Annotated in this window: 23 protein-coding genes; 13 read left to right on the forward strand and 10 right to left on the reverse strand. The window is 73.2% G+C overall.

The features are described 5' to 3' along the window. Window positions 1–3: 3 nt before the first annotated feature. From ACZ5CZ_RS27525 to ACZ5CZ_RS27535, 3 genes are all read right to left on the reverse strand, one after another. Window positions 4–729, reverse strand: a complete 726-nt coding sequence (locus ACZ5CZ_RS27525; protein WP_468946919.1) for an RlpA-like double-psi beta-barrel domain-containing protein — start codon at window positions 727–729, stop codon at window positions 4–6. A 120-nt stretch (window positions 730–849) separates the two neighbouring features. Next, complete coding sequence (locus ACZ5CZ_RS27530) at window positions 850–1,218, reverse strand: arsenate reductase family protein (protein WP_385845093.1); 369 nt, start codon at window positions 1,216–1,218, stop codon at window positions 850–852. Window positions 1,219–1,228: 10 nt separating this feature from the next. Continuing rightward, window positions 1,229–2,425 (reverse strand): PucR family transcriptional regulator, encoded by a 1,197-nt coding sequence (locus tag ACZ5CZ_RS27535; protein WP_468946922.1) that lies wholly within the window; start codon window positions 2,423–2,425, stop codon window positions 1,229–1,231. 179 nt (window positions 2,426–2,604) lie between these two features. Between ACZ5CZ_RS27535 and ACZ5CZ_RS27540 the strand changes: the two genes are divergently transcribed. Together ACZ5CZ_RS27540 and ACZ5CZ_RS27545 are read left to right on the forward strand one after the other, a co-directional pair. Then, the gene (locus tag ACZ5CZ_RS27540; RefSeq protein WP_385845091.1) at window positions 2,605–3,522 is read left to right on the forward strand and encodes an SGNH/GDSL hydrolase family protein; all 918 of its coding nucleotides are present in this window, start codon (window positions 2,605–2,607) and stop codon (window positions 3,520–3,522) included. Window positions 3,523–3,723: 201 nt separating this feature from the next. Next, window positions 3,724–4,038, forward strand: a complete 315-nt coding sequence (locus ACZ5CZ_RS27545; RefSeq protein ID WP_385845089.1) for a hypothetical protein — start codon at window positions 3,724–3,726, stop codon at window positions 4,036–4,038. A gap of 46 nt (window positions 4,039–4,084) precedes the next feature. Here the strand turns inward: ACZ5CZ_RS27545 and ACZ5CZ_RS27550 are convergent, their stop codons facing one another. Beyond that, window positions 4,085–5,254 (reverse strand): winged helix DNA-binding domain-containing protein, encoded by a 1,170-nt coding sequence (locus ACZ5CZ_RS27550; RefSeq protein ID WP_385845088.1) that lies wholly within the window; start codon window positions 5,252–5,254, stop codon window positions 4,085–4,087. Between the two features lie 164 nt (window positions 5,255–5,418). On the opposite strand from ACZ5CZ_RS27550, the gene ACZ5CZ_RS27555 reads away from it, so the two are divergent. Together ACZ5CZ_RS27555 and ACZ5CZ_RS27560 are read left to right on the forward strand one after the other, a co-directional pair. After that, a complete protein-coding gene (locus ACZ5CZ_RS27555; protein ID WP_385845087.1) occupies window positions 5,419–6,762 on the forward strand; it encodes a DUF2252 domain-containing protein in 1,344 nt (447 codons plus the stop codon). Between the two features lie 197 nt (window positions 6,763–6,959). Next, window positions 6,960–7,271, forward strand: a complete 312-nt coding sequence (locus ACZ5CZ_RS27560; RefSeq protein ID WP_468946926.1) for a hypothetical protein — start codon at window positions 6,960–6,962, stop codon at window positions 7,269–7,271. 16 nt (window positions 7,272–7,287) lie between these two features. Here ACZ5CZ_RS27560 and pspAB read toward each other — a convergent pair whose 3' ends face one another. The 4 genes from pspAB to ACZ5CZ_RS27580 all read right to left on the reverse strand — a co-directional run bounded on the left by pspAB (window position 7,288) and on the right by ACZ5CZ_RS27580 (window position 10,055). Then, window positions 7,288–7,872: a PspA-associated protein PspAB gene (gene pspAB / locus ACZ5CZ_RS27565; protein ID WP_385845083.1), complete on the reverse strand. Its 585-nt coding sequence runs from the start codon at window positions 7,870–7,872 to the stop codon at window positions 7,288–7,290. A 32-nt stretch (window positions 7,873–7,904) separates the two neighbouring features. Next, window positions 7,905–8,825 carry a zinc metalloprotease HtpX gene (gene htpX / locus ACZ5CZ_RS27570; RefSeq protein ID WP_468946929.1) on the reverse strand — a complete coding sequence of 307 codons (921 nt, stop codon included), beginning with the start codon at window positions 8,823–8,825 and terminating at the stop codon, window positions 7,905–7,907. A gap of 271 nt (window positions 8,826–9,096) precedes the next feature. Continuing rightward, complete coding sequence (locus ACZ5CZ_RS27575) at window positions 9,097–9,354, reverse strand: SCO2583/SCO2584 N-terminal domain-containing protein (RefSeq protein WP_468946931.1); 258 nt, start codon at window positions 9,352–9,354, stop codon at window positions 9,097–9,099. 110 nt (window positions 9,355–9,464) lie between these two features. After that, the gene (locus tag ACZ5CZ_RS27580) at window positions 9,465–10,055 is read right to left on the reverse strand and encodes a cysteine hydrolase family protein (protein ID WP_468946934.1); all 591 of its coding nucleotides are present in this window, start codon (window positions 10,053–10,055) and stop codon (window positions 9,465–9,467) included. An 83-nt stretch (window positions 10,056–10,138) separates the two neighbouring features. On the opposite strand from ACZ5CZ_RS27580, the gene ACZ5CZ_RS27585 reads away from it, so the two are divergent. Next, window positions 10,139–11,125 (forward strand): GlxA family transcriptional regulator, encoded by a 987-nt coding sequence (locus ACZ5CZ_RS27585; RefSeq protein ID WP_468946936.1) that lies wholly within the window; start codon window positions 10,139–10,141, stop codon window positions 11,123–11,125. 79 nt (window positions 11,126–11,204) lie between these two features. Here ACZ5CZ_RS27585 and glnA read toward each other — a convergent pair whose 3' ends face one another. Beyond that, window positions 11,205–12,614, reverse strand: coding sequence for a type I glutamate--ammonia ligase (glnA, locus tag ACZ5CZ_RS27590; protein WP_385845075.1), 1,410 nt, complete (start codon window positions 12,612–12,614; stop codon window positions 11,205–11,207). 209 nt (window positions 12,615–12,823) lie between these two features. Between glnA and ACZ5CZ_RS27595 the strand changes: the two genes are divergently transcribed. Continuing rightward, window positions 12,824–13,291 carry an RDD family protein gene (locus tag ACZ5CZ_RS27595; protein ID WP_385845074.1) on the forward strand — a complete coding sequence of 156 codons (468 nt, stop codon included), beginning with the start codon at window positions 12,824–12,826 and terminating at the stop codon, window positions 13,289–13,291. A gap of 889 nt (window positions 13,292–14,180) precedes the next feature. Here the strand turns inward: ACZ5CZ_RS27595 and ACZ5CZ_RS27600 are convergent. Further along, complete coding sequence (locus tag ACZ5CZ_RS27600; RefSeq protein ID WP_468946939.1) at window positions 14,181–15,824, reverse strand: FAD-dependent oxidoreductase; 1,644 nt, start codon at window positions 15,822–15,824, stop codon at window positions 14,181–14,183. A 225-nt stretch (window positions 15,825–16,049) separates the two neighbouring features. On the opposite strand from ACZ5CZ_RS27600, the gene ACZ5CZ_RS27605 reads away from it, so the two are divergent. The 7 genes from ACZ5CZ_RS27605 to ACZ5CZ_RS27635 are packed head-to-tail and all read left to right on the forward strand — an operon-like array spanning window position 16,050 to window position 21,204. Then, complete coding sequence (locus tag ACZ5CZ_RS27605) at window positions 16,050–17,123, forward strand: SchA/CurD-like domain-containing protein (RefSeq protein ID WP_468946942.1); 1,074 nt, start codon at window positions 16,050–16,052, stop codon at window positions 17,121–17,123. Window positions 17,124–17,157: 34 nt separating this feature from the next. Further along, window positions 17,158–17,574: a cupin domain-containing protein gene (locus ACZ5CZ_RS27610; protein WP_385845069.1), complete on the forward strand. Its 417-nt coding sequence runs from the start codon at window positions 17,158–17,160 to the stop codon at window positions 17,572–17,574. Beyond that, the gene (locus tag ACZ5CZ_RS27615) at window positions 17,571–18,839 is read left to right on the forward strand and encodes a beta-ketoacyl-[acyl-carrier-protein] synthase family protein (protein WP_385845068.1); all 1,269 of its coding nucleotides are present in this window, start codon (window positions 17,571–17,573) and stop codon (window positions 18,837–18,839) included. Before ACZ5CZ_RS27610 ends, ACZ5CZ_RS27615 begins: the two co-directional genes overlap by 4 nt. Beyond that, complete coding sequence (locus ACZ5CZ_RS27620; RefSeq protein ID WP_468946946.1) at window positions 18,836–20,110, forward strand: ketosynthase chain-length factor; 1,275 nt, start codon at window positions 18,836–18,838, stop codon at window positions 20,108–20,110. Before ACZ5CZ_RS27615 ends, ACZ5CZ_RS27620 begins: the two co-directional genes overlap by 4 nt. Then, entirely contained in the window at window positions 20,107–20,364 is a 258-nt protein-coding gene (locus ACZ5CZ_RS27625; protein ID WP_385845064.1) for an acyl carrier protein, read from the forward strand. Before ACZ5CZ_RS27620 ends, ACZ5CZ_RS27625 begins: the two co-directional genes overlap by 4 nt. A gap of 1 nt (window position 20,365) precedes the next feature. Beyond that, window positions 20,366–20,848 carry an SRPBCC family protein gene (locus ACZ5CZ_RS27630; RefSeq protein WP_385845063.1) on the forward strand — a complete coding sequence of 161 codons (483 nt, stop codon included), beginning with the start codon at window positions 20,366–20,368 and terminating at the stop codon, window positions 20,846–20,848. 23 nt (window positions 20,849–20,871) lie between these two features. Continuing rightward, complete coding sequence (locus ACZ5CZ_RS27635; RefSeq protein ID WP_468946949.1) at window positions 20,872–21,204, forward strand: TcmI family type II polyketide cyclase; 333 nt, start codon at window positions 20,872–20,874, stop codon at window positions 21,202–21,204. Window positions 21,205–21,251: the final 47 nt, after the last annotated feature.

Below are 21,251 nucleotides of genomic sequence, written 5' to 3' on the forward strand. Positions count from 1 at the left end.
GCCTCACCCCACCTTCTCGATCAGCGCGTGCCGGATCAGGAACTTGCCGGGCTCCCTGACCTGTTCGAAGGCCGCGTTGTTGAGCAGCACGCAACTGCCGGAGACGGAGGTGACCTTCACCGTCGTGGACTTGTTGTTGTCCAGGTTGGTGACCTTCAGGGTCGTACCCGCCGGGAACTGCCCGCTGGACGCGGCCGGGGCACCGGCCTCGCCGGACAGGGTCACGGTGGAGCCCTTGCAGACCTGCTGACCGGACTGCGCGCCCGCCTGTCCGGCGGCCTGCTGGCCCTGCTGTCCGCCGGCCTGCTGCCCGGCCTGTCCGCCCGCCTGCTGCCCGGCCTGTCCGCCCGCCTGCTGCCCGGCCTGTCCGGCGGTGCCGTCCTGTGCCGTCTGGGAGCCCTGAGCCGACTCCCCGACGGTGCATCCGGCGGCCTTCTGCTGGACCTTGATCTGGTCGATCACCGCCTGCCGGTTGGCGATCCGGGCCGCCGACTGGCCGTCCGGATGCGCCTTCTGGCCGTCGATGAACTTCTGGTTGTTGCCGAGCGCCGTGGCCAGCCCCTGGCACACGCCCGCGTCCCCGGCCGACAGCGTCCGCGCGTGCTGGGCACCGGGCTGGGCGGCGTTCGACGTGGTGGCCAGCGCGAAGGCACCGCCACCAGCCACCGCCGCGGCGCTGACGAGCAGCGCGATCTTCTTCTTCGTACCGAGAGTTCTCCTGCGCGACATGCGCGCCTCCTGAAAGAGGTAGGGGAGCGTACGTCGCTAGGTACGAGATACCGAACAGGGTTGCTCAGCCGCTCAAGCGCTTGCTCAAGTAACCTGAGTCACAGGGGAGTTGAGCGGCGCTCAGCTCTTGTTGTGCGCCAGGGCCTCGCGTACGGCCTCCTCGGTGCGGGCGACCAGGGCCGTACCGTCGTCGGCGGTGATGATCGGCCGCTGGATGAGCTTCGGGTGCTCGGCGAGCGCCGTGATCCACCGCTCCCGCGACTCCGCATCCCGCGGCCAGTCCTTCAGCCCCAGCTCCTTGGCGGCCTGCTCGCCGGTGCGGGTGATGTCCCACGGCTCCAGGCGCAGCCGCTCCAGTACGGCCCTGATCTCGTCCGCGCTCGGCACGTCCTCCAGGTAGCGGCGGACGGTGTAGTCGGCGCCCTCGGCGTCGAGCAGGCCGATCGCGCTACGGCACTTGGAGCAGGCGGGATTGATCCAGATTTCCATGCGCGCCACGCTACCCGGGCTCCGGCGGCAGCAGCCGCAGTGCCTCCAGGGCCACGGCGAGGTCGGCGACCGCGCGGGGATCGCGCAGGCAGCGGCCGGTCAGCTCCTCCAGCCGGCGCAGCCGGTAGCGGACGGTGTTGCGATGGCAGTACAGCCGCCGCGCCGCGTCGGCCGCCGAACCCCCGGCCGCGTACCAGTGGTCCAGGGTCTCCAGCAGCCGGCCGCTCTCCTCCGGCGGCAGCTCCAGCACGCGCGCGAACACCGCCCGCGCGATCCGGCCGGCCTCGTCCAGGGACGCGGCCACGAGCGTGGCGACCGGGCTGTCGTCGAACCGTACGACGCCCGCCGCCCCCTTCGGCAGCCGCGCCAGGCACAGCCGGGCCAGCCGCAGCGCCCGGGGCGTGTCCCGCAGCGCGGAGTAGGCGGGGCTGACCCCCACCCGGGAGGCGGTGAAACCGCCGAGGACGCGCAGCACCGCCTCCTCGCCGTCCGGGCCCGCGGGTGCCACCACGCCGATCTGCGCGTCGGGCAGCAGCCGCCAGGCCGAGCGGATCCGCTCCGCCTGGAGCCGGGGCTCGATCCCGGGCAGCCCCTCCCGGCCCGGCGCGGGCACCCCGGCCGCCACCACGACGAACGGCCCCTCGGCCGGCAGCCCGAGCGCGTCGGCCGCCTCCCACACGGTGGTGCGGTCGGTCAGCACCCCCGTGAACAGGGCCTCGACCAGCGCGGACCGCTCGCGCTCCCGCTGGAGCAGCAGCTCCGAGGCGGTCTCCCGGTAGGCGTCACTGGCGGCCGCCGCCAGCCCCTCGTTCATCCACCACGCTGCCAGCGCGACCACGGTGTCGGTGGTGACGGCGTCCGCGGTGCGAGCCTCGGCCGCCAGCTCGGCCCACAGGAACTCCGAGCCGACGCGGTAGGCGTGCAGCAGCTCCCCGAGCGGCGCACCCTCGCGGGCCGCTCTGCGGCCGGTCTCCCGGGCCGCCTCCGGACCGGCCGGGCAGCCGTCGGCCAGCTGCCCGAAGACCAGCTCGGCGTTGCGCCGGCAGGAGGCCGTCAGATCCTCGAAGGCGACGGGCCCCCGGCCGCCGTAGTAGCCGACCTCGGCGCGGATCCGGCGGGCCATCCGCAGCCCCAGGTCCGGCGCGCGGCCCAGCAGCACGGCGGCGACCGGCGCGATCGCGGGCGGGGGCGGCGGTATGCGGGTCATGACCGGGAGGTTACGCAGCGCCGCGCGCCCCACAAGACCGTTGTGCGCCGGGACAGTCGGACCGGCCCGGCACGGTGCGCGGGCACATGGCCCGCCGGGCCTGGGCCCACCACGATGTCCACACCGTTACCGGCCGGTATCGAACGTGACGTCCGTCGTGAGCCTCCCCAGGAGTGACCGTGCCCAGAGCCGCACTGAACCGACCGAAGCCGACCGCGGTGCAGAGAATGTCCGCCCTGGTCGGCGGAGCCCTGCTCGCCACCGCCCTCACCACCACCGCCCACGCGGACACCACCGCCGCGAGCGGCACCGACCCGGCCGCCGGCACCTATGTGGCGCTCGGCGACTCCTACGCCGCCGGCGCCGGCATCCCCGGCCAGTCCGCCGGGCTGTGCATGCGCTCCGACCACGACTACGGCCGGCTCGTCGCGGCCTCCCTGACCCCGGCCGGCTACCGGGACGTGACCTGCGCCGGGGCGAAGACCGGCGCGCTCACCACCGCCCAGACGGACGCCGGCTCGGCGGTCAACGGCCCCCAGCTCGACGCCGTCGCACCGGACGCCACCCTGGTCACCGTCACCGTCGCGGGCGACAACCTCGGCACGTCCGACTTCGGGTTCGGCGACGTCGCCGCCACCTGCTCCGGCCTGTCCGTGACCGCCCCGCTCGGCACCCCGTGCCGCGACTACTACCAGGACACCCTCACCGAGCGGCTCCAGGCCGCCGGGGCGGAACTGGGCAGCGCCCTCCGGCAGATCCGCGCCCGCGCCCCCCGGGCCCGGGTGCTGGTCGTCGGCTATCCGGCGGTACTGCCCGACGACCCCACCCGGTGCCTCGGCAAGATGCCCATCACCACCGGGGACCTCACGTTCCTGCGCACCGTCCTGGGCGACCTGAACGACACGGTCGCCACCGCCGCCCGCGCCGACGGCGACACCTACGTCGACACCCTGACCCCGACCCTGGGTCATGACGCCTGCTCCGCCGCCCCCTGGATCGAGGGGCTCCTCCCCGCCTCGCCCGCCCTGCCGCTGCATCCGAACGCCACGGGGGAAGGCGCCATCGCGGCCGCGGTGCTGCACGCCCTCGGCCGCTGACCCCCCGGCGTGTTCGAATTCCGACCGCCTCATCCGCACCTTCCGAACCTGGTGTGACACAGTGCCAATTTCCAGCCTGACCTGGGAGTTCGCGCACTCCGCGACCATCCCGTTGTCAGTGCCCGGCAGTAGAATGGAGGCAGTGTTCGAGGGGGTCACCGGAACCCTGGACGGCCCCCTGACCGCGACAGGAGGATGCCTGTGCCCGCTGCCGCTCTGAAGCCGAAGCCCTTGCCGACCCAGTCCACCGCCAAGCGTTCCGTGCTGTTCGACTCGCCCTACGAGCCCGTGGTGAAGCGGCCGCTGCCGGCCGGACGGCCGCGCGACTGGTACGTCACGCACAACCGGCGGCTGAAGGCCATGCGCCTCGCCATAGCCCTGCTCGACTCCGGTGTCTACGCGCCGAACCAGGCGGGAGACGAGGCGATCCGCAGCACCGCCGAGCGGATCGGTGTGCATCCGCCGTCCGCCACCACCTGCCACATGGTGCGCGCCCTGCTGCGCTACAGCCGATGAGGTACGGCGCCGGACGCCCCGTGACCCGGGGCGCCCGGCGCCGGTCTCAGGCCGACAACTCCCGCTCCAGCGGCGTCCGGAAACGCGGGATGATCCGCGTCGCCCCCACCCAGGCCCGCAACCGCTCCGCCTCCCGCGCGATCGCCGCCTCGCCCTCCGCGCCGACGCCGTCCGCGAGGATCCGCCACACGACCTCCCCGTCCGCGCGCCGGGCCCAGCCGCCCACCACCCGGCCGTTCCACCACACCGTCGGCCCCACGTTCCCGCTGCGGTCGAACAGCTGCGGCCGCAGGCCCGGTTCGAGGTACCAGTCCCGCTGCTGCCAGCCCATGGCCGTCGGGTCGAGAGCCGGCAGCAGCGCCGCCCACGGCTCTTCCGGGGCCTGCACCGGGTCCGTGTCGCCGTCCGCCACATAGCCCGTGCCCTCCGCCAGCGACACCTCACGCGCCCCGATCGCCGTCAGCGCCCCGCGGACCTCGCTCACCCGCCACCCCGTCCACCACTTCAGATCCGCCTCGGTGGCCGGGCCGCAGGCTCTCAGCCAGCGCTCCAGCAGCCGCGCCCGGGCCACACCGCCGTCCAGCTCCGGATGCGGCGGGGCCGGCGCCCAGCGGAACTGCCCGGAGGTCCAGGAGCCGAGCGGCCGCCCGCGGACGACCTTGCCCTCGACCCCGAGCACGCGCAGCAGCCGCGAACACACCGTGTGCACGCCCTCGTAGCTCTTGCCCGCGCCGTACACGAACTGCTCGCGCAGCCGCGGCTCGTCCGCCGACAGCTCCGCCGCGGTCGCCTGGCCCCGCCGCTCCAGCGCGGCCAGCGTCGCCTTCTCCACCTCCGCCAGCCAGTCCGCGTCCGGGGCGCCCGCCCGGGCCATGTCCCGGAGCAGGTGCGCCCGCTCCCGCGCGGCCACCGCCAGCCCCGTCGAAGCGTGCACGACCGCCGTCAGCTCGGCCGGGAACACGAACACGGTGTGCCGCATGCCGTGCATCCGGACCAGCGTGCGGTCCTCGTACAGCGCCCGCTCCGTCTCCGGGACCGTCCGCGCCGGGTCGGCCAGGCGCGCGGCCAGCGCCAGATACACCGTCGCCGGGTCCGTGCCGTGCAGGGCCACCAGCGCGCCGGCGACCTCCTCCGGCCGCGCCGCCCGGACCGCCCCCGCCAGCCGGTGCCGCACCGCCAGCCGGGCCCGCCGCTCCTCCACGCCGATGTGCCGCATGCCGCCATCCCCTCACGCCGATCCCTGCCTGCATGGTCGCGCACCGCACTGACAACGGCCCCGGCCTCCCGTCACCTGTTCGGCGTAATCCGCGTGCGGCCGGCTCCTCCCGCGCCTTCACTGCGAGCAGGAGCTGCGCGGGAGGAGCCGAGGGAGGCCGCCGTATGAGTACTCCGGAGGACCGCGCCCGGCGCGGCAAGGAGGCCCGCAAGCGCGTCGCCCGTTCCGCGCACGCCCTCTGGCTGCCGTCCGCCGAGCGCCCCGACCCGGTCGCCGTACTGGAACGGCAGGGCCGCGACCGGCTCCCGGAGCTGCTGCCCGTGCGGTACGGCCGGATGGCCGCCTCCCCGCTCGCCTTCCTGTGCGGCGCCGCGGCGGTGATGGCCGCCGACCTGGCCGCCGCCCCGCACACCGGTCTCACCGTGCAGCTGTGCGGCGACGCCCATCTGCTGAACTTCGGCCTGTACACCGCCCCCGACCGCACCCTCCTGTTCGACCTGGACGACTTCGACGAGACCTTCCCCGGCCCCTTCGAATGGGACGTGAAGCGGCTCGCCGCCAGCGTCGCCGTCGCGGCCCTGGAGAACGGCCACGGCAAGGGCGCCGCGCGCACCGCCGCCCGGGCCGCCTGCGCCGGCTACCGCACGACCGTCCGCCGGCTGGCCGGACTCGGCGAACTGGCCGTCTGGCACGAGCGGATCGACACGGCGAGCCTGCGCCCCCTGGTCCGCTCCGGACGGCGCCGGGCGCGGGCCGGGGCCACGCTCACCCGGGCCCGCCGCCGCACCCACCTGCCGGCCCTCGGCAAACTCACCGAGCTGGTGGACGGGCGGTGCCGGATCATCCACGACCCGCCGCTGCTGGAGCCCGCCGGTGCCCCGGACACCGCCTCCCTGCGCAAGCTCTTCAGCGACTACCGCTCCACCCTCCCCGAGGAGCGCCGCAGCCTCCTCGACCGCTACCGCTTCGCCGACGCCGCCCGCGAGGTCGTCGGCGTCGGCAGCGTCGGCATGCGCTGCTTCCTCGTGCTGCTCGCCGGACGGGACGCGGGCGACCCGCTGTTCCTGCGGATCAGGGAGGCGCGGACCTCGGTGCTGGAGGAGCATCTGCCGAGCGGGCCGTACGTCCACCCCGGGGACCGGGTCGTCGCCGGGCAGCGGCTGCTCCAGGCCGGTGCCGACCTCTTCCTCGGCGCCGCCACCGGCCCCCAGGGCCGCGCCTTCTACTGGCGGCACCTGCGCCAGGCCAAGGGCGGCGCGGTGGACGTGGCCGGCCTGGGCCCGGCGGCCCTGGCCGGCTACGCCCGGCTGTGCGGCAGCGTCCTGGCCCGCGCGCACGCCCGCTCCGGCGACCGGGTCGCCATCGCCGCCTACCTCGGCGGCGCCGACACCTTCGACCGCTCGGTCGCGGACTTCGCCCTCGCCTACGCCGACCGGACCGCCGCCGACCACGGCACGCTCGGCGCGGCCATCGCGGCGGGCGTGGTGACGGCGGCGCCGGGCCTGTGAGGGCGGCGCCCGGCCTGTGAGGGCGCGGGACGGCGAACGCGCCGGGTAGCGACACGGCCGTGGAATCCGGCACGGGCCGCGGAAAACCGGATGCAGCCGCGCTCCCGCTCTCCCTACGCTGAACAAACGGCACGAAGCCGACACCCTCCCCTTCAGCCACCCACCCTTTCCGTCACCGGCACCCAAGGAGGTCCGTCATGCGTGGCATCGTCGCGACCGGGACTGCCGTCCTGGTCATCCTCGGTATCGGAGACCATCTGTGGTGGCTCGCCGCCGTAGCGCTGCTCTATCTCTACGCCACGCACGGCCGCGGATCACCCGGTACGACCGGCACGACTGGCACGACCGGTTCGACCGGTACGGCCCCGCCCGCGCCCGGCGCCGGTGCGCTGCCGGACAGCTACCGGGCCTACCGCGAGCGCCGCGACCGGCAGGCCCGCTGGGAGCGCCGCTACCGCCGTGAGTGCCCCTACGAGGCCCGCCGTCAGGAGCAGCAGAAGAGCAGGTGAGCCAGGGCGTCCCCGGTCAGAGTCCGGGGGCGCCCCACACCGGGAACCAGCGGGCGAGGTCCGGCTCGATCCGCAGATCGTCCGCGAGTGCCGCCTTCACCTGGAGCTCCAGCGCGCTGTTCCGCCGCTGCCCGCCGCCCGGCAGCGGCGCGAAGGGATAGAAGCTCCCCCGCTTGTACAGATACACCAGCGCCAGACTGCGGCCCCCGTCGTCCCGGAACCCGGCCAGCGAGCACAGCAGCTGCGGGCCGAAGCCGTTGGCCTCCATCGAGCTGTTCACCGCGTGCAGGTCGTTGACCAGCTGCGGGAGCTGGTCGGGGGAGCGCTGGGACACCAGCCAGGAGTAGCCGTAGTCGTCCCGCCGCAGGTCCACCGGGGGACCGGTGCGCTCGGCGTCCGCGTCGAGCAGCGCCTGCACCTCCCGGTGGGTCTGCTCGAAGGCCGCGCCCTCCACCGTGGCGAAGCACACCGCCCCGCCGCCGGTCGGGGTGAAACCGGCCGCCGCCTGGAGGGTGACGGCGGCCGACGGCAGCGCGAACAGCTGGTCGAGATCGGGCGCGACCGGTTTCGTACGCCCCAGCAGGATGTCCAGCAGCCCCAACGCTCAGCCCGCCTTCCGCCGACGTGTCACGGTCATTCGCCCGCCCCGGGGATGGCCGCTTCGCCCAGCTCCGCCGAGATCCGGCCCAGCTGTGCCAGACGCTGCTCCAGGGTCGGATGGGTGGAGAAGAACCGCTCCAGCCCGGGCTCCTTGCCGGCGGCCGGGGTGAAGTAGAACGCGTTGAACGCCTGGGCGGTGCGCAGATCCTTGGTCGGGATCCGGGCGATGTCCCCGGAGACCTTGGTCAGCGCGGACGCCAGCGCCGAGGGCCGGCCGGTCAGCTGGGCGGCGGCGCGGTCGGCGGCCAGCTCCCGGTACCGGGACAGCGCCCGGATCAGCAGGAAGCTGATCGCGTACACGGCCGCGGAGACACCGAGCACGGCGGCGAACACGACGGCCGTGTTCTGGTCCCGGCGGCCTCCGCCGAACACCTGTGAGTAGAAGGCGAACCGCACGATCAGCCCCGCGATCACCCCGAGGAAGGAGGCGATCGTGATCACGGCGACGTCCTTGTGCGCCACGTGCGACAGCTCGTGCGCGAGCACGCCCTCCAGCTCGGCGGGGTCCAGCCGGCGCAGCAGCCCGGTCGTCACACAGACGACGGCGTGATCGGGATTCCGCCCGGTCGCGAACGCGTTCGGCATGTCCATCTCGGACACCGCGACCACCGGCTTGGGCATGTCCGCGATCGCGCACAGCCGGTCGACCACCGCGTGCAGCTCGGGATACTCCTCCCGCTCCACCACCCGGCCGTGCATCGCGAACATGGCGATCCGGTCGGAGAACCAGAACTGCGCCACGAACATCGCCCCGACCAGGACGACGACCAGCAGCCAGGACTTCAGCAGCACGATCAGGGCAGCTACGAAGCCCACGTACAGCAACCCGAGCAGGAACAGCGTGAGACCCATGCGCATGGTCAGTCGCCGGTCGCTCCGGAAGCGGCTCTGCATTGTGCATCACCCCGCAGTCAGGCACTCGTCCCGCTGTCCAGTGTGCACCTCCGGACCGCCATGAAGCGCTCCCGATCGGCCCTAGGACCAGCAAAAGGCCGCCGGCGTGTCCCGGGCGCGGCACGAGGGGCACCCCGGCCGCCCCGGAGAAATCAACCCAGCAGCACCCGGATCCGCGCCCGCAGCCGTCCATCCGGATCTCCGAGCAGGCCGGCGGCCGAGGGCAGCCGGGGCATCGAGCACCCGCAGCCCGGCCACCGCCCGCACCCCCTCAGTACGAGGAACGCATCTGCGCGTACCCCAGCAGCACTATCACCGCGGCCACGCAGCCGAGCACCACGACCGTCGACACCCACGACGAGCGTCGCGGCCCCACCGGATCCGGGTCGGCGCGGAAGGGCGCCGGATTCGGCGGGTTCTCCTTCCACCGCGCGGCCAGCATCCGAGCCCGCGCCGAAGGCTCCTTGTGCTCAGCCGAGTTCGCCCACCTGTGGTCGAACTCGCCCTCCCAGTCGTCCAGTTCAGACATCCCCGTTCAACCTCTCTCGTCCGACAGAGTCAGGAGGGATGATCCCCCGAGAGTAGGAAGCATGGAAAGCCGGGAAGGTTGTGCGGCGCCGGTGGAGAGGGCGGCCTGGCTCAGCGCAGGGCCGTCACGGACGGTACGACCACGCCGTACAGGTCCGCGATGGTGGCCAGGGCGCTGTGGTGGAGCTCGGGGGCCTGGACGGCGGCCACGGGGGTGGACAGGGGGCGGGTCGCGCAGGCGTCGGCGACGACCGTGGGGCGGTTGCCGCGGAGGAAGGCGCCCTGGGTGGTGAAGGTCACGCACATGTGGGTCATGAAGCCGGCGATGATCACGTCCTGGTGGCCGGCCGCGTCGACATGGGCGCCCAGGTCGGTGTCACGGAACGCGTCGGGTGCCCCCTTGACCACCACGGCCTCGCCCTCGGCGGGCGCGACGCGCGGGTGGATCCGGCCGATGTCGGCGCGGATGTCGTAGGGGGTGCCCGGGCCGCCGTCGTGTATGACGTGGACGACCCTGGCGCCGGCCTCGCGGGCCCGGGCCAGCAGCTCGGCGCCGGCGTCGAGCGCGGCCTCCCAGCCCGTCAGTTCCAGGACGCCCCGGGTGTAGGTGTTCTGGTAGTCGACCAGGATCAGCGTCGAGGCGGCCAGCGAGGCCGGGGTCGGGTCGAGGTCGTTGAGGTCGCGGAGCGTTGTCGTTTCCATGCCCCTCACGCTAGGAGCGCTCCCGCTATGGCGACAATGTCGGGTGACTTGCAGATTCGGACATCGAGAAGGAGAGGGACGAGGTGGGGGAGGAGCGCGTGGTCGTCGTGCTGCTGTTCGAGGGGGTCGATCTGCTCGATGTCACCGGGCCGCCGGAGGTGTTCGCGCTGTTGCGCCGGGAGACGGAGGAGGCCGGCGGTTACCGGGTCGCGCTGGCGGCCGCGGGCCTGGACCCGGTCACCACCTCCGCCGGGGTGCGGGTGCTGCCGGACCTCACCTTCGAGCAGGCCGCCGAGGGCCCCATCGACACCCTGCTGGTGCCCGGCTCGGTCGACGTCGACGAGCACCGGCGGGTCCATGCCCGGACCGACCCGGAGGTGGTCCGGTGGGTGGGGATCCTCGCCGAACGCGCCCGGCGCATCGCCTCCGTCTGTGTGGGCGCCCATCTGCTCGCCGCCGCCGGACTGCTCGACGGCCGGCGCGCCACCACCCACTGGTCGACGGCACAGCAGCTGGCCGCCGAGCACCCGTCCGTCGAGGTCGACGCCGACCCGATCTTCATCCGCGACGGCAAGGTGTGGACCGGCGCGGGCATCACGGCCTGCCTGGACCTCTCCCTCGCCCTGGTCGCCGAGGACTTCGGCGAGACCGTCGCGCTGCGGGTCGCCCGGCAACTGGTGATGTACCTGAAGCGGCCGGGCGGCCAGAGCCAGTTCAGCGTCCCCCTCGAACCCGTCTCGACCACCCGCCGCATGGACGAGCTGCGCCGCCATGTCACCCGGCACGCCACCGGCCGGCTCACCGTCGCCGACCTCGCCGCCCACGCCCATGTCAGCGAGCGCCAGCTGACCCGCCTGTTCAAGACCGAACTGGGCACGACCCCGGCGTCGTACATCGAGTCGGCCCGGGTCGAGGCGGCCCGCAACCGGCTGGAGACCACCGACGACACCCTGGAGCGGGTGGCCGCGGCCTGCGGGTTCAACACCGTCGACACCCTCATCCGCGCCTTCCGCCGCAAGCTCGACACCACCCCGACGGAGTACCGCAGCCGGTTCCGGCACACGGGCTGAGCGCGGCCGGGACCGGCGAACGCGGCGGGGGCCGCCACCCTTGCGGATGACGGCCCCCAGAGGCGCTCGGCGGTGTCGATCACACGTCGAAGTACAGCTCGAACTCGTGCGGGTGCGGACGCAGCTGGAGCGGGGCGATCTCGTTGGTGCGCTTGAAGTCGATCCAGGTCTCGATCAGGTCGGACGTGAACACGTCGCCCTGGAGGAGGAACTCGTGGTCGGCCTCGAGCGCGTCCAGGACGGCGTTCAGCGAGGTCGGGACCTGGGCGACGTTCGCGTGCTCCTCCGGAGCCAGCTCGTACAGGTCCTTGTCGATCGGCTCGGCCGGCTCGATCTTGTTCTTGATGCCGTCCAGGCCCGCGAGGAGCAGGGCCGAGAAGGCGAGGTACGGGTTGCCGGAGGAGTCGGGCGCGCGGAACTCGACACGCTTGGCCTTCGGGTTCGAACCCGTGATCGGGATACGCATGGCGGCGGAGCGGTTGCGCTGCGAGTACACCAGGTTGATCGGCGCCTCGAAGCCCGGCACCAGGCGGTGGTACGAGTTCACCGTCGGGTTGGTGAAGGCCAGCAGCGACGGGGCGTGCTTGAGGATGCCGCCGATGTAGTAGCGGGCGGTGTCCGACAGGCCCGCGTAACCGGCCTCGTCGTAGAACAGCGGGTCGCCGTTGGACCAGAGGGACTGGTGCACGTGCATGCCCGAGCCGTTGTCACCGAAGATCGGCTTCGGCATGAAGGTCGCGGTCTTGCCGTTGCGCCAGGCCACGTTCTTCACGATGTACTTGAAGAGCTGGAGGTCGTCGGCCGCGGCGAGCAGCGTGTTGAACTTGTAGTTGATCTCCGCCTGGCCGGCCGTGCCCACCTCGTGGTGCTGGCGCTCCACCTTCAGGCCGGACTTCTCCAGCTCCAGGGAGATCTCGGCACGCAGGTCGGCGAAGTGGTCGACCGGCGCGACCGGGAAGTAGCCGCCCTTGTAGCGGACCTTGTAACCGCGGTTGTTCTCCACCGCACCGGTGTTCCAGGCGCCCGCCTCGGAGTCGATGTGGTAGAAGGACTCGTTCGCGGAGGTGGCGAAGCGGACCGAGTCGAAGACGTAGAACTCCGCCTCGGGACCGAAGTAGGCGGTGTCCGCGATGCCGGTCGAGGCGAGGTAGGCCTCGGCCTTCTTCGCCACGTTGCGCGGGTCGCGGGAGTACTGCTCGCCCGTGATCGGGTCGTGGATGAAGAAGTTGATGTTGAGGGTCTTGTCGCGGCGGAACGGGTCCACGCGGGCGGTGGAGAGGTCGGCGCGCAGGGCCATGTCGGACTCGTGAATGGCCTGGAAGCCGCGGATCGACGAGCCGTCGAAGGCGAGCTCCTCGTCCGGGTCGAACGCCTCAACGGGCACCGTGAAGTGCTGCATGACGCCCGGCAGGTCGCAGAAGCGGACGTCGACGAACTTGACGTCCTCGTCCGCGATGAACTTCTTGGCCTCGTCGGCGTTCTGGAACATCCAGCTCCTCCTACTCCCGACCGTCCTCGCCGGGGTGGTAGATCGTTCGTGCGGCCAGTGCGGTGGCACACGCTGGTCTCGACCCTAGGGATGGGTGATTTCTCGGGCGTGACTCGTTTGTTTCGCAGAAGTTAACCGGCCACGCTTCCACCGTAGCCCCGGGACACCCCGCCGTACCCCGGTCATTTCGGGCACAGTACCGTGGTCGCGTGGACAACAGGCAGGCAATCGGATCGTGGCTCTCCGGGCCCCGCGCGGCCATGGAAGAGGCCGGTGCGGACTTCGGCTACCGGGGTGAGCAGCTGGGGCTCCCGGAGCAGGGGCCGAACTCGATCGCCCGGCCCGGGCGGCGGCTCGGCGCGCTGCTCGTGGACTGGGGGCTGTGTGTCTTGATCGCATACGGCCTGATCACGCACGGCAACGGCCCGGCTACCAGCAACTGGGCACTGGGCATCTTCTTCGTGCTGAGCGTGCTGACCGTCGGCACGGTCGGCTCCACTCCGGGTAAGCGGATCTTCGGCCTCCGGGTCGTCGCCCTGGAGACCGGCACGGTCAGCCCGCTGCGCTCCCTGTTCCGCTCGGTCCTGCTCTGCCTGGCCATCCCGGCGCTGATCTGGGACCGGGACGGGCGAGGACTCCACGACCGCCTCGCGAAAACGGTCGAGGTCCGTATCTAACACCGGCCGAGGCCAGGACCACACCGATCCGGCACCGGTCCCAGTACCGGCCGCCGACCTGCGCAGCGCCGACGCCCGGCATCGGGCCACCGGTCCGTACCTGCACCGGTCCCCACGGCCGGGACCCGCACGTCGGCCACCGGTCCGGACCCGTGCCGGTCGGCCACTGCGCCCGGACTCCCGCTGGTCGGCGACCCGCCCGGCGTCGGCCCAGGTCCCGGGCGCCTGCGCCGATCCCGCTTCAGCCCCTGCCGCACCGTCCCCCGCAGCTCGGCCTCCCGCATCCGCCGACGCCGCCTGCGCTCTCATGGGTCGGCCCCCGGTCCAGACCCGCACACCGGCCACCGGTCCGGACCCGCACCGGCCGGGACCCGCCCCCCGGCCGGAACCGTAGCGGTCGGCCCCCGGCCCGACCCCGCACGGGTCGGCCACCGGGCTCGGACTCCCGCTGGTCGGCGACCCATCCGGCGTCGGCCCGGCCCCCGCACCCTCTCCGCGTCGGCCCGGTGCCCGCACCCTCTCCGCGTCGGCCCGGCCCCCGCACCCTCTCCGCGTCAGCCCCTGTCGCACCGTCCGCCGAAGGTCGGCCTCCCGCATCCGCTGACGCACACCGGCCACCGGGCCGGATCTGCACCGGTCGGCCACCGGCCGGGGCCCGCACCGGCCGACCACCGGCCCGACCCCGCACCGGCCGACCACCGGCCCGACCCCGCACCGGCCGACCACCGGCCCGACCCCGCACCGGCCGACCACCGGCCCGACCCCGCACCGGCCGGTCACCGGCCCCCCGGCCGGCCGGTGACCCACCCGGCGCCGGCCTGACCCCCGCGCTCGCGCCGCACCCACCCCGCCTCAGCCCCGCCTCAGCCCCGCCCCAACCCCACCCCCCTCACCCCAACCCCAGCACCTCCCGCACCACTCCCCGCAGCTCGGCCTCCGCGTCCGTCGGGGCGTCCTGCGTCCGCCAGGCCACGAAGCCGTCCGGGCGGATCAGTACCGCGCCGTCGGCCGTCGTGCCGTGGGACTCGGTCCAGGCGGTGTCGCAGTGCAGGTCGGCGTCCGGAGCGGTGGCGGGGCCGATTCGGTAGGGCTCCAGACGTACCCCGTCCGTCTGGGCGATCCGGTGCGCCGCCCGCTGCCACTCCGCGCCCGCCGGGGTCGACGCGTCGCTGAGCAGGACCAGTGACCGCTCGTACAGGTCCAGGGTGGACAGGCGGTCGCCCGCGCGGTGCAGCCACAGGTGGGGGGCGCGGGTGCCCGGCTCGCCGGACAGGCCGAGGCCCTCGGGGACGACGGGCTGGGACCGGTCGGCGCCGACGACCGCGCCGTCCGGGTAGCGGTGGCCGAGGACGACGTTGAGGATGCCGCCGCGTCTGCCGCCGCCGATGCCGGGAGCCGGGGCGAAGCCCGGGTGGCTGTGCTCCACCGAGCGGGCCGAGGCACGGGCGCTGGTGGCGAGGGCGACCGGGCGGCGCTCGGCGTCGTAACTGCCGAGCAGGCCGGGGCCGGCCCAGCCGTCGACGACGGCGGCGAGCTTCCAGGCCAGGTTGTGGGCGTCCTGGATGCCGGTGTTGGAGCCGAACGCGCCGGTCGGGGACATCTCGTGGGCGGAGTCGCCGGCCAGGAAGACCCGCCCGTCGGCGTAGGCCGCGGCGACCCGTTCGGCGGCGCGCCAGGACGCCTTGCCGGTGATCTCCACGTCGAGGTCGGGGACACCGACGGCGCGGCGGATGTGCCGGCGCAGCCGTTCCTCGGTGAACTCGTCCAGCGTCTCGCCGTGCTCGGGGTGCCAGGGGGCGTGGAAGACCCAGCGCTCCTTGTTGTCGACGGGCAGCAGGGCGCCGTCCGCCTCCGGGTCGGTGAGGTAGCAGCAGATGAAGCGGCGGTCGCCCACCACGTCGGCGAGGAGCTTGGAGCGGAAGGTGACGCTCACGTTGGCGAACAGGTCGCCGGGGCCGGTCTGGCCGATGCCGAGCCGGTTGCGCACCGGGCTGCGCGGGCCGTCGGCCGCGACCAGGTAGTCGGCACGGACGGTGTAGAGCCGGTCGGAGTCGCGGTCGCGGACGTACGCCGTCACCCCTTCGGGGTCCTGCGCGAAGGATTCCAGCTCGTGGAAGTAGCGCAGGTCGCCGCCGAGTGCGCGGGCGCCGCTCAGCAGCACCGGCTCCAGGTCGTTCTGGCTGCACAGGCACCAGCTGGTCGGGCTGAACCGGGCCAGGCCGCCGCCCGGGTCGATCTCCCGGAACAGCCATTCGCCGGCGTCGCCGACCAGCGTCGGGGTCTGGAGGATGCCGTGGTTGTCCGCGAGGAGCGAGGCCGCCTCCTTGATCGCCGGCTCGATGCCGGCCACCCGGAAGAGTTCCATCGTGCGGACGTTGTTGCCGCGGCCACGCGGGTGGATCGAGGTGCCGGAGTGCCGCTCGACGAGCATGTGGCGGACGCCTAGACGGCCCAGGAAGAGGGACATGGACAGGCCGACCAGGGAACCGCCCACGATGAGGACGGGCACCTGGTGATCGGCTTTCTGCTGCATCGGTGGCTCCAGGGGCAGGGGTCGGGCGGTGGGGCTCGTTGCAGGTTCCATGCCCGGTGCGGGGCCCGGTGCGGGGCCCCCGGCGGGCTCAATCACCCGCCTGGTTCACGCGAGTCGCGCGCCGTCCGCGACCGGAACACGATCAAAAAGCGCTGACGTCGCGTCATCGGCGACGGCGCTGAAGCCTCTGCCCGCCCGGGCCCCCGTGAAGGAGATGTGCGACCCATGACGACCACCTCGGAAAAGGCCTCGGATCAGCTGACGCGACAGATGACGAAACGGGTCTCCCAGTCCGTCTTCGACGGCTCCCGCCTCCGGGTCGTCCTGCTGGTGGACGTGTACGACGGCGCCCAGCAGCAGTTCCTGGAGGCCTACGAGCAGCTGTGCAACCAGGTCGCGTCCGTGCCCGGCCATGTCAGCGACCAGCTGTGCCAGTCCATCGAGAACCCCTCCCAGTGGCTGATCACCAGCGAGTGGGAGAGCGCCCCGCCGTTCCTCAACTGGGTGAACAGCGAGGAGCACGTGCGGATGGTGGAGCCTCTGCACTCCTGCGTCCGCGACACCCGCTCGCTGCGCTTCCACATCGTCCGGGAGACCGGCACGGAGGCGGCGGCTGGGACCGCGCAGCCGCAGCGCCGGCTCCAGGCGTCCCCGCGGATCGGTGACGGAGTGATCCGGCACGCGCTCACCTTCACCGTCCGGCCGGGCAGCGAGGACCGGGTCGCGAAGATCCTCGCGGACTACGCCTCGCCCGAGCCGCGGGTCGACGAGACCACCCGGCTGTGCCGCACCTCGCTGTTCATGCACGGCAACCGGGTGGTACGGGCCATCGAGGTGCGCGGCGACCTGCTCGCGGCGCTGCGGCACGTGGCCCGGCAGCCCGAGGTACGGGCCGTCGAGGAGGCCATCAACCCGTATCTGGAGCAGGAGCGCGACCTCAACGACCAGGAGTCCGCGCGGGTGTTCTTCACCCGGGCGGCGCTGCCCGCCGTGCACCACGTCACCGCCGACGAGCTGGCCGAGGGCGAGCGGCACGCGCTGTACTACCCGGCCCGCCCGGACCGCGGGATGGAGCTGGCCGAGCTGCTCGCGCAGACCGACGAGGCGGCGGCGGACGACCCGGCCAGCCCGGTGCTGCGCAGCACGATCTTCCAGCGGGACGACGTCGTCGTACGGCTCATCGACCTGCGCCCCGGCGCGGACGCGGACCCCGCCGCGGCGGCCGCCCCGGCCGGCCTGCTGGCCGGTGCCGCCGTCCGCATGCAGCTCATCACCGACCGCCGCTCCCCGGACGCCTGAACCGCCAAGCCGCACCACACCACGGAGGTACGTCGTGATCAAACCCCTTCCGAAGATCGTGCACCTCAGCGAGGTCGAGCCCAACACCCGGCGCGGCGGCGATCTGCGCGCCATGCTCACCCCGGCCACGGTCGGCTCCACCAGCGGTTTCATGGGTGTGGCCATCGTGCAGCCGGGAGACCGCATCGGCGAGCACTACCACCCGTACTCCGAGGAGTTCGTGTACGTCGTCTGCGGCGAGCTGGAGGTCGACCTGGACGGCGAGCCCCATCCGCTCCGGCCGGAGCAGGGGCTGATGATCCCCATCAACATGCGGCACCGCTTCCGCAACGTGGGGAACGTGGAGGCGCGGATCGTCTTCCACCTCGGCCCGCTGGCCCCGCGGCCGAGCCTCGGCCACGTCGACACGGAGGAGACGGAGTCCGTCGCGGTGGGGCAGGTCCGGTCGTGACCCGGCGCGTGGCGGTGACCGGCATAGGCGTGGTGGCTCCGGGTGGGATCGGCGTGCCGGCGTTCTGGAACTTGCTCGCCGAAGGCCGGACCGCGACGCGCGGCATCACGTTCTTCGACCCCTCCGGACTGAGGTCGCGGATCGCGGCCGAGTGCGACTTCGACCCGGCCGCGCACGGCCTGGACGCCGAACAGGTCGAGCGGGCGGACCGGTACATACAGTTCGCCCTGGTCGCGGGCGAGGAGGCGGTCCGGGACTCCGGTCTCGACCTCGGCCGGGAGAACCCCTGGCGGGTCGCGGTGTCGCTGGGCACCGCGGTCGGCGGCACCACCCGGCTGGAGCACGACTACGTGCTGGTGAGCAGCGCCGGCCAGCGCTGGGACGTGGACCACCGCAAGGCGGAGCCCCAGCTGCACCGGGCGTTCTCGCCGAGCACCCTCGCCTCCGCGGTGGCGGAACGCTTCGGCGCCCAGGGCCCGGTGCAGACGGTCTCCACCGGCTGCACCTCCGGCCTGGACGCCGTCGGCTACGCCTTCCACACCGTCCAGGAGGGCCGGGCCGACATATGCATCGCCGGCGCCTCCGACTCCCCGATCTCCCCGATCACCATGGCCTGCTTCGACGCGATCAAGGCCACGTCCCCCCACAACGACGACCCCGCGCACGCCTCCCGCCCCTTCGACAACGACCGTGACGGCTTCGTCATGGGCGAGGGCGGCGCGGTGCTCGTCCTGGAGGAGCTGGAGCACGCCCGGGCCCGCGGTGCCCGCGTCTACTGCGAGCTGGACGGCTACGCCACCTTCGGCAACGCCTACCACATGACCGGCCTGACCAAGGAGGGCCTGGAGATGGCCCGCGCGATCGAGACCGCGCTCGACCACGCCCGCCTCGACCCGACCGCCATCGACTACGTCAACGCACACGGCTCCGGCACCCGGCAGAACGACCGCCACGAGACCGCCGCCGTGAAACGGGCTCTCGGGCAGCACGCCTACGACACCCCCATGAGCTCCATCAAGTCCATGGTGGGCCACTCCCTCGGGGCGATCGGCGCGATCGAGGTCGTCGCCTGCGTGCTGGCCCTCGCCCATCAGGTCGTCCCGCCCACCGCGAACTACGAGACCCCCGACCCCGAATGCGACCTGGACTACGTCCCGCGCGTCGCCCGCGAACGGACCCTGAACGGCGTCCTGTCCGTGGGCAGCGGCTTCGGCGGCTTCCAGTCCGCGGTGATCCTGACCCGGCCGAGAGGAAGGAAACGATGAGCGAACCCCATCCTCGGCGGGCGGTCGTCACCGGCATCGGCGTCGTCGCGCCCAACGGAACCAGCACCGAGACCTTCTGGAAATCCGTCGTGGACGGCGTCAGCGTCCTCGACAAGGTGACCCGGGAGGGCTGTGAGGAGCTGCCGCTCAAGGTGGCCGGCGAGATCCGCGGCTTCGAACCGGCGGCCGCGGTCGAGGAACGCTTCCTCGTCCAGACCGACCGTTTCACGCACTTCGCGATGGCCGCGGCCGACCTCGCGCTGGACGACGCCCGGCTCGGCCGCGCCGACACCGACGGCTCCCCGTTCGACGTGGGCGTGGTCACCGCGGCCGGCTCCGGCGGCGGCGAGTTCGGCCAGCGCGAACTCCAGCGGCTGTGGGGCAAGGGCAGCCGGTACGTCGGCCCCTACCAGTCCATCGCCTGGTTCTACGCCGCCAGCACCGGCCAGATCTCCATCCGGCGCGGCTTCAAGGGGCCCTGCTCGGTGGTCGCCGCCGACGAGGCCGGCGGCCTGGACGCCCTCGCCCACGCGGCCCGGGCCGTGCGGCGCGGCACCGACGTCATCGTGGCCGGCTCCACCGAGGCGCCGCTCGCGCCGTACTCGGTGGTGTGCCAGCTCGGCTACGACGAGCTGAGCCGGGAGGCCGACCCGGCGCGCGCCTACCGACCGTTCACCGACCAGGCCTGCGGCTTCGTACCGGCCGAGGGCGGCGCCATGCTCGTCGTGGAGGAGGCGGCCTCGGCGCGGCGCCGCGGGCTGCCCGTGCGGGCCGTCCTCGCCGGGCACACGGCGACGTTCACCGGAGCCGGCCGCTGGGACCGGTCCCGGGAGGGGCTCGCGCAGGCCATCCGCGGCGCCCTGGACGAGGCCGGCTGCGCCCCGGAGGAGATCGACGTGGTCTTCGCCGACGCCCTCGGCACCCCCGAGGCCGACCGCGCGGAGGTGCTGGCCCTCGCCGACGCGCTCGGCACGCACGCCCGGCGGGTGCCGGTCACCGCGCCCAAGACCGGGATCGGCCGCGGCTACTGCGCGGCCCCCGTCCTCGACACCGCGGCGGCGGTCCTGGCGCTGGAACACGGCCTGGTCCCGCCCACCCCGGGTGTCGTCGACACCTGCCACGACCTCGACCTCGTCACCGGCCGGGCGCGCGCCGCCGAGCTGCGCACCGCCCTGGTCCTCAGCCGGGGACTCATGGGGTCGAACGCGGCGCTCGTGCTGCGGCACGGCGCCGCCGCACCACCGGACACCAGCGAAGGAGGAAAAGCATGAGTGACCACATCACCGTGGAAGAGCTCTCCGAACTCATGAAGAAGGCCGCCGGGGTCACCGTCGCCCCGGACGAGCTGGAGCGGCGCGCCGACGCCGGCTTCGACGACCTCGGCATCGACTCGCTCGGCCTGCTCGGCATCGTCGGCGAGCTGGAGAACCGCCGCGGCACGCCCATGCCGGTCGACGCCGAGCGGTGCAAGACCCCCCGCCAGTTCCTCGACCTCGTCAACAGCGCACTGCCCGCGGGAGCCTGACATGGCCGGACACACCCAGAACGAGATCACCGTCGCCGCACCCCTGGACCTGGTGTGGGACATGACCAACGACGTGGCGAACTGGCCGAACCTCTTCACCGAGTACGCCAGCGCCGAGATCCTCTCCCAGGAGGGGAACAAGACCACCTTCCGGCTCACCATGCACCCCGACGAGAACGGCACGGTGTGGAGCTGGGTCTCGGAGCGGGAGACGGACCGTCCCCGCCTGGAGGTGCGGGCCCGCCGGGTCGAGACCGGCCCCTTCGCCTACATGAACATCCACTGGAAGTACGAGGAGGTACCGGCCGGCACCCGCATGGTGTGGACCCAGGACTTCCAGATGAAGCCGGAGGCGCCGGTCGACGACGACTGGATGACCGACAACATCAACCGGAACTCCAAGATCCAGATGGCCCTGATCCGGGACAAGATCGAGAAGGCGGCCGCCGGTCACCGGCCCGCCCCCGCCCTGGCCACCGACTGAGCCCGGACGACGAGGAGACAACCGTGCACCAGGCCCTGATCGTCGCCCGGATGGCCCCGGGCTCCGCCCCCGACATCGCCAAGGTGTTCGCCGAGTCCGACCGGGGCGAGCTGCCGCACCTCGTCGGTGTGGTGCGGCGCAGCCTCTTCCAGTTCGGCGATGTGTACATGCACCTCATCGAGTCCGAGCGCGAGCCCGGCCCGGCCATCGCCAAGGTCACCTCGCACCCCGAGTTCGAGGACGTCAGCGAGCGGCTCTCGGCGTACGTCAGCGCCTACGACCCGGAGACCTGGCGGTCCCCGAAGGACGCCATGGCGCAGCGCTTCTACCTCTGGGAGCGCGACGCCCGTAGCTGAACCCGCCCTCCGGACACCGGTGCCGGGCCCGCGTCGTACGCGGACCC

This window comes from Streptomyces sp. NPDC031418, from assembly GCF_055581605.1.

Excerpts from the sequence above, each read along its gene's own strand:
- ACZ5CZ_RS27525 (WP_468946919.1), bottom strand. The coding sequence starts at position 729 with ATGTCGCGCAGGAGAACTCTCGGTACGAAGAAGAAGATCGCGCTGCTC.
- ACZ5CZ_RS27530 (WP_385845093.1), bottom strand. The coding sequence starts at position 1,218 with ATGGAAATCTGGATCAATCCCGCCTGCTCCAAGTGCCGTAGCGCGATC.
- ACZ5CZ_RS27535 (WP_468946922.1), bottom strand. The coding sequence starts at position 2,425 with ATGACCCGCATACCGCCGCCCCCGCCCGCGATCGCGCCGGTCGCCGCC.
- ACZ5CZ_RS27550 (WP_385845088.1), bottom strand. The coding sequence starts at position 5,254 with ATGCGGCACATCGGCGTGGAGGAGCGGCGGGCCCGGCTGGCGGTGCGG.
- ACZ5CZ_RS27555 (WP_385845087.1), top strand. The coding sequence starts at position 5,419 with ATGAGTACTCCGGAGGACCGCGCCCGGCGCGGCAAGGAGGCCCGCAAG.
- ACZ5CZ_RS27560 (WP_468946926.1), top strand. The coding sequence starts at position 6,960 with ATGCGTGGCATCGTCGCGACCGGGACTGCCGTCCTGGTCATCCTCGGT.
- htpX (WP_468946929.1), bottom strand. The coding sequence starts at position 8,825 with ATGCAGAGCCGCTTCCGGAGCGACCGGCGACTGACCATGCGCATGGGT.
- ACZ5CZ_RS27575 (WP_468946931.1), bottom strand. The coding sequence starts at position 9,354 with ATGTCTGAACTGGACGACTGGGAGGGCGAGTTCGACCACAGGTGGGCG.
- ACZ5CZ_RS27580 (WP_468946934.1), bottom strand. The coding sequence starts at position 10,055 with ATGGAAACGACAACGCTCCGCGACCTCAACGACCTCGACCCGACCCCG.
- glnA (WP_385845075.1), bottom strand. The coding sequence starts at position 12,614 with ATGTTCCAGAACGCCGACGAGGCCAAGAAGTTCATCGCGGACGAGGAC.
- ACZ5CZ_RS27600 (WP_468946939.1), bottom strand. The coding sequence starts at position 15,824 with ATGCAGCAGAAAGCCGATCACCAGGTGCCCGTCCTCATCGTGGGCGGT.
- ACZ5CZ_RS27605 (WP_468946942.1), top strand. The coding sequence starts at position 16,050 with ATGACGACCACCTCGGAAAAGGCCTCGGATCAGCTGACGCGACAGATG.
- ACZ5CZ_RS27620 (WP_468946946.1), top strand. The coding sequence starts at position 18,836 with ATGAGCGAACCCCATCCTCGGCGGGCGGTCGTCACCGGCATCGGCGTC.
- ACZ5CZ_RS27625 (WP_385845064.1), top strand. The coding sequence starts at position 20,107 with ATGAGTGACCACATCACCGTGGAAGAGCTCTCCGAACTCATGAAGAAG.
- ACZ5CZ_RS27630 (WP_385845063.1), top strand. The coding sequence starts at position 20,366 with ATGGCCGGACACACCCAGAACGAGATCACCGTCGCCGCACCCCTGGAC.